General features: G+C 51.8%; 5 protein-coding genes. 2 read left to right on the top strand and 3 right to left on the bottom strand.

Annotation, left to right across the window (positions count from 1 at the left end; all coding sequences use genetic code 11):
* Both RUA4292_RS24800 and RUA4292_RS14280 read left to right on the top strand, forming a co-directional pair.
* A partial coding sequence (locus tag RUA4292_RS24800; RefSeq protein ID WP_058278223.1) for a hypothetical protein occupies positions 1-249 on the top strand: 249 nt, incomplete at its 5' end.
* 171 nt (positions 250-420) lie between these two features.
* Positions 421-1,848: a DUF1214 domain-containing protein gene (locus tag RUA4292_RS14280; protein WP_082637111.1), complete on the top strand. Its 1,428-nt coding sequence runs from the start codon at positions 421-423 to the stop codon at positions 1,846-1,848.
* Positions 1,849-1,880: 32 nt separating this feature from the next.
* Here RUA4292_RS14280 and RUA4292_RS14275 read toward each other — a convergent pair whose 3' ends face one another.
* The 3 genes from RUA4292_RS14275 to RUA4292_RS14265 form a co-directional block, all read right to left on the bottom strand.
* Complete coding sequence (locus RUA4292_RS14275; RefSeq protein ID WP_058278221.1) at positions 1,881-3,041, bottom strand: IS30 family transposase; 1,161 nt, start codon at positions 3,039-3,041, stop codon at positions 1,881-1,883.
* A 149-nt stretch (positions 3,042-3,190) separates the two neighbouring features.
* Positions 3,191-4,531 carry a metal-dependent hydrolase family protein gene (locus RUA4292_RS14270; RefSeq protein ID WP_082637110.1) on the bottom strand — a complete coding sequence of 447 codons (1,341 nt, stop codon included), beginning with the start codon at positions 4,529-4,531 and terminating at the stop codon, positions 3,191-3,193.
* 85 nt (positions 4,532-4,616) lie between these two features.
* A partial coding sequence (locus tag RUA4292_RS14265; protein WP_058278220.1) for a thiamine pyrophosphate-dependent enzyme occupies positions 4,617-5,921 on the bottom strand: 1,305 nt, incomplete at its 5' end.

Here is a 5,921-nt window from a genome sequence, read left to right as displayed (position 1 = left end):
GATACCGACATCAGCCAGACGGCGCTCAGGTTAATCGCGCTACAACCCTTCGCAACCGACTACTGGGCCAAGTTGGATTTGAAAGTCCCATATGATTGGGAAGAAGATGCATGGTCTGGCTCTGCAGAAGTCCAGATCGGATACAACATCAACGAAGGCATCGCAGTCTACGGCGAAGCGCTTCTGGGAATTGGTGGCAACCGATCTTTTGACGAAGGATTTGGTGTAGGCCTTCGCTTCCGATATTGAACCTTTAGCCTTTTCCGACTTGGTCTCAGTAAACGTTGTTTGTTTATGACCGCTCAGGGCTCGGAGCAGTCACTCATCGCGCGACCGATCAAGTGCAAATAATCAGATTCTGCCTATAGTCTTGGCAAGCGCAATTCAGAATCAGAAATTTGTTCCAGAAGGAGTTTCGTTATGGGCTGGAGGAGGAGTTTAGGTGCCATCAAGGCATTGGTTTTGGGGGTGATCGTCGCGACTGCGAGTCATGCCGAGGATTTTGACCCATCGAACGCTAACACTGCGGACCGCATGACCTATCATCGCGCAGTTGATGCTGCTGTCTGGGCCATGCCTTTGATGAACTTCAAATTCTACATCGATGCTCTCGCTCGGGCCGGTGTCGGGCCGAATGACATTGGTTACAATTCGAAGGTTCAAGATTGGCGCTTCCAAACCGCTACGCCCAACAATACTACGCCCTATATTCATGCATATTGGAACATCAAAGATGGGCCAGTTGTGTTCGAAATGCCTGCTTCAGTCGAAGGGATTGGCATCTTTGGCACCGTGATGGACGCATGGCAACGCCCACTTGACGATGTGGGCTCAAAAGGGCGCGACAGAGGCCTTGGCGCAAAATACCTGTTGGTGCCGCCAAATTATGATGGTCCGCTGCTCAGGAATGCCCTGGTCTATGAGCAGGGAACCAATTTTGGCTTTGCTGTGCTCCGGCCGATTATCGCCGGAGGTCCGACCGAAGAAAACCTTGCGAGGGCCACTGCATTGACTAAACAAATCAAGGTGTATCCGCTGTCAGAGGCTGGAGAGGAGGCAGCAACAAATTATGTTGATGTCTACGGCGTGCCGCTGGAAATGACGCCTAAGATGGATGGTGGAGTCTATGGTCACATCCACGAGATGATAGGCGAAGAAGTCGTGTTGGATCGCGATCTTGCCATGATGGGTGCACTTGCACGTATCGGAATCAAGCGTAACGACCCTTTTGAACCCGATGCAAAATTGCAGGCTATTTATGATGTAGCTGGTCCTGAAGCACTCGAATACATGATTGACCAGTACCACCGTGTGCTTAATCCATTTGTGTTCGAAGGGAAGAAGTGGTCAGCGCTTGTTCCCAATGGATCGCGAGAAACAGAATGGAGCTATGAATACCCTTCATACTACGACTATGTGGCGCGCGGTGCACTTTACTACGCGATCATAACAAGTGTTAAGAATTACGGGACAGCAACCTACTACCTCGATCTGGCCGAGACTCCAGATGGAGAGTGGCTCGATGGCAACCGCAATTACAAAATCACCGTACCTGCCAATGTTCCGGTCCGCGATTTCTGGTCGATCACGACTTACGATCTAGAAACGGCCTCATATCTTCGAGACATTGAGCCAAGCACTATCGATTCTAACATGGCCAGCGTCGTTAAGAACGACGACGGGTCCGTTGATATTTTCTTCGGGCCAAAGGCACCAGAAGGAAAAGAAAGCAACTGGCTTCCAACCAATCCAGAACGTCGTTTTTTCCTTCTCGCGCGGTTTTATGGTCCGGAACCTAGTCTGCTGGACAGTAGTTTTGAACTGAATGACATGGAACGAACGGATTGAAAAAATTTTAGTGTCCGCTTTGGGCTGCCGTTTCAACCGATCGCCGCAACACATTCATGGAACGTCTCTGCTGGTGAGAAGTAATGCAACGTTTTTCTCGGCCGCTCGTTGAGTTCACGAGCAACTGCGTCGAGATGTTCCTGGCTGTGCACTGAGAGGTCGGTGCCCTTTGGGAAGTACTGGCGCAGGAGACGGTTGGTATTCTCGTTGGTGCCGCGTTGCCATGGCGAGTGAGGCTCGCACAGGAAGACATCGATATCGGTTGCCAAGGTGAATGCCTTGTGACCTGCCATCTCGGTGCCGCGATCCCATGTGAGGGAGCGGTACAGCTCTTTTGGCAGCTTGCGGGACTGCTTGATCAATGCCTGAATGACGCTGTGGCTGTCTTTATTGCTGACCTTTGCCAGCATCACAAAGCGGGTGTTGCGCTCAACCAGTGTGGCAATGAAGCTGTTTCCAGAGCCAGCAATCAAATCGCCCTCCCAGTGCCCTGGTACAGCACGATCTTCAACGTCCGCAGGCCTGTCGCGGATGGAAACAGCGTCGTTGAACGTGCCCAAGCCACTCCGCTTCAACGTCGCGTGACGCGAACGCCTGATGGAGCGTGTTGCGCGAAGATGCGCTTGCAATTCCTTCTTTAAAACACCGCGCGTCTGGATGAACAGGCTCCGATAGATTGTCTCGTGCGAGATCCGTTTGCTTTCCTCATCAGGGTGTTCGCGCATGAGCCAACCTGCGATTTGTTGCGGAGACCACTTGCGGTGCAACTTGGTCGATATCATGCGGCAAAGATAGTCGTTGCCAACCAGCTTGCATGGTTTTGGGCGATGCGCACGATCCCAGGCATTCGCATCAGATGTCGTAGCGCGATAATGCTTGGAACCACCGTTACGACGCACTTCACGGCTGATGGTTGAGGGCGCTCGGTGAAGACTGCGCGCTATAGACCTTAGCGATTGCTTGGCCACAAGACCGCGTGATATCTCCTCCCGCTCATGAAACGTCAGCGCCAACCGAGACCGTGTTCGGGTCGGCGGCCTGATGCCCCCAGTACGCTCAAGCAGAGGATAGATTGACGAGGAACCACGATCAAACACACGTCCAATCGAACTCATCGACTCTCCGCGCTGCCACCGATCCCAGATTTCCGCCTTCTGCTTCTCAGTGAAAAAAATCCGCGTTCGATAGGCCATTACTTACACTCCATCTTTCCAAAAAGACTAAAGTGTTGCGACGATCCGTTGAAATCACCCCGCAAAGCGGTCAGTGAATTTTCCGGAGCAGCGCCATACCACGATCACAGTTTAGGAATTGACAATTCTTGACGCTGACTTCGGGCAAATCAATCCGGAAGAACATTTTTGTATATCTCGCCGTTTTTGATGATCACTGAAAGGTTGTCATCCGGTTTCGCCAGAAGAGATACATTTTTTGTGGGATCTCCATCAACAAGAATGACGTCGGCAAATGCACCTACCTCAATTACGCCGAGTGCTTGGTCTGGATAAGGGTTTCGGGCTCCAGACAATGCCAGAAGCTGAGCCGCATTCGTTGTCGCCTGCTCCAAAATTTCTACCGGGGTGAACCATTTTTGACGCAGAATGAACTCTTGCGGTGCGTTAGCGAAGTTTTCCGGAGTGCCATAGATGTCGGAGCTGTGAGTAATGGTGACGTTGTACTTTTTCGCCAATGTAAACATTTGATCTAGGCCAACGTTGACACTGTTCAGCTGTTCGATCTGGCTGTCATTGAAGTATGGTAATTTCTGGGTGAAAGTGTACGTCTGAGCAGATAAGAATGCACCTTTGTCTGCCATTAGCTTCATGGTCTCTTCTGACATCAGGTTGCCATGTTCAATGGACTTGACCCCTGCACGTAAACTAGCCTGGATACTGCGATCATTGTAGGCATGCACCATCACATAGGTACCAAAATTTTCAGCCACTTCTACGACTGCGTGAATTTCTTCTTCGGTGAATTCCTGAACGTCCACAGGATCGTGCAACCCGCTGACCGAACCACTCACCAGCATTTTCACTTGTGTTGCACCCTTACGAAACGCATCCCGGGCGCCTCGCATCACCTCGGCTTTACCGTCGGCGATATAGGCCAGGCCCATGGTCTCAGTTTCATCCGCGTAGCCGCCCTTTTGTGGGGTCGGGTTGTCCAAGTTGCGGAAGTCTCCGTGCCCGCCAGTTTGTGTGATTGCAGCGCCGCTGGGATAGATACGGGGACCAGTCGCTAGATGTTCATCAATCGCGCGTTTCACGCCCATTGATGGCCCGGCAGCTTCACGAATGGTTGTAACACCATTCATCAACAAACGTTCGGCATTTTGTTCAGCCAGGAATGCCAGATAGAACAGATCAGTATTTTTAAGTGCGTTCGGCGAAAGCGTATCCATGATGTGGACGTGTGTATCGATCAGGCCGGGTATCAGAGTTTTTCCTTTGGCGTCAATAACCTCAGCACCCTCTGGTGGAGTGATTTCCGGTGCTATGGATTTGATAGCATTGCCTTCGATCAGAATATCCATCGGTCCCGAAGCGGCATTCATGCCCGCAGTCCAGTAGCTGGCGTTGTCGATCAAGATCGAAGTTTGCTCTTGTTGCGCCATGAGCGGGGATGCAATCGATACCGTGGTTCCCAGCAGCGCGGTAAAAAGACTAATTGAACTTTTCATAGAGGTTTCCCTTGTTATGTTGAGTTACTACTTGCACCAAGGGCTATTTAGCCCTTGGTTTTGCCGGTGTGACAATGGAAAGGACTCAGTGGCGGAGAGCTTCACTGAATTTGACGTTGAACGACGCGCTGTCCCAGGGGTCGAGCATGATGCGTACGATGTTAACGCCCTTCGGCTCGCTCAGTTGTTCAAGCACCTCGGCCATCTCTTTTTCCGTACGTGCAACGTAGCCCTTGGTGTTTACACTTTTTACGCCACCAAATGCAGATCCGAGCTCTTCGTAGTTCCAGACAGGTGTGTTGTTGTAGCTACGTTCCTTGCCGGGGTAGATCTGGCGTTCAGCTCCATAGCCGCTGTTGTCGAGGACAAAGATTACCGTATCGATATCGTATTTGATCAGCGTGGAAACTTCCTGGGCGGTCATGTGGAACGCACCGTCACCGGAGATCATATATTTCCGCCGACCTTCTGCTTCCTTGGCAAATACACCGCCTGTGAACATACCGAAGCCTGCGCCCAATGATCCCCAGTTTCCGACGCCGTAGATGTCCATGCCAACAGGGAACTCGGCCTGCGATCCGTTGATGTAGCCGCCGGTATCGCCGTAAAAGACATCACCCTCATTCGCGTAGTTTGCGAACTGAACAAACAGGCGGTCAATGGTCAGAGGCGCGTCAGTCGGCGCGAAGGCGTCTGAGCGCTGGAAGCAGAATCGGCGGTCATCCTTGCCTACCATCAAGTCACCCGGTTCGATGGATTGGACTGCGCTGATCATTGCCGGCAAAAAGTCCCGCAGATAAACCTTGTCGAACACGGTGCCATCGACGGTCACTTGATCGAAATCGACCCAGATGTTGTGCTGATCGGTGCCCATATTGCCGGTAAAGACACCGGTGTCGAACTCATTGAAGGACATTCCCAGTGCAATCGACACATCCGCACTTTCCACTGCTTTGAGCGTAGCGTCATTTGACATTGCGCCCATGTAGAGACCGACAGCGTTGGGATGGCCTTCAAAGTCCGAGATTTTACCGACAAAGGTTGTCGCGACTCCGGCATTCAACATTTCGACAAGGGCTTTTGCGGGTTCGATCAACTTTTCGCGTTGCAGTAAATGACCTGTTACAACGGTGCGGGTCCGGCTCTCTTTCAATACGGCCACAGCGGCGTCAACGGCTGCTTTTAACCCGTCATCCGAGGACTGGTGCATCATCAGGTCCAGTGCCTGGTTGGCCACCGGAATTTTCGCGGTCTGGATGTCGTATGGGATTTCCAGATAGATCGGCTTTTTCGATTGATAGGACAGACGCAGAATATCATCGATTTCCTGCGCGGCGGTTTCTGCGGACATCAGACGGTGCGCAGCAACGGTGATGGGCGCAAAGGCTTT

Source organism: Ruegeria atlantica, assembly GCF_001458195.1.
In the GTDB taxonomy this organism is placed as follows: Bacteria; Pseudomonadota; Alphaproteobacteria; order Rhodobacterales; family Rhodobacteraceae; genus Ruegeria; species Ruegeria atlantica.
This window is presented reverse-complemented; position numbering and strand designations above follow the sequence as displayed.

Excerpts from the sequence above, each read along its gene's own strand:
- RUA4292_RS14280 (WP_082637111.1), top strand. The coding sequence starts at position 421 with ATGGGCTGGAGGAGGAGTTTAGGTGCCATCAAGGCATTGGTTTTGGGG.
- RUA4292_RS14275 (WP_058278221.1), bottom strand. The coding sequence starts at position 3,041 with ATGGCCTATCGAACGCGGATTTTTTTCACTGAGAAGCAGAAGGCGGAA.
- RUA4292_RS14270 (WP_082637110.1), bottom strand. The coding sequence starts at position 4,531 with ATGAAAAGTTCAATTAGTCTTTTTACCGCGCTGCTGGGAACCACGGTA.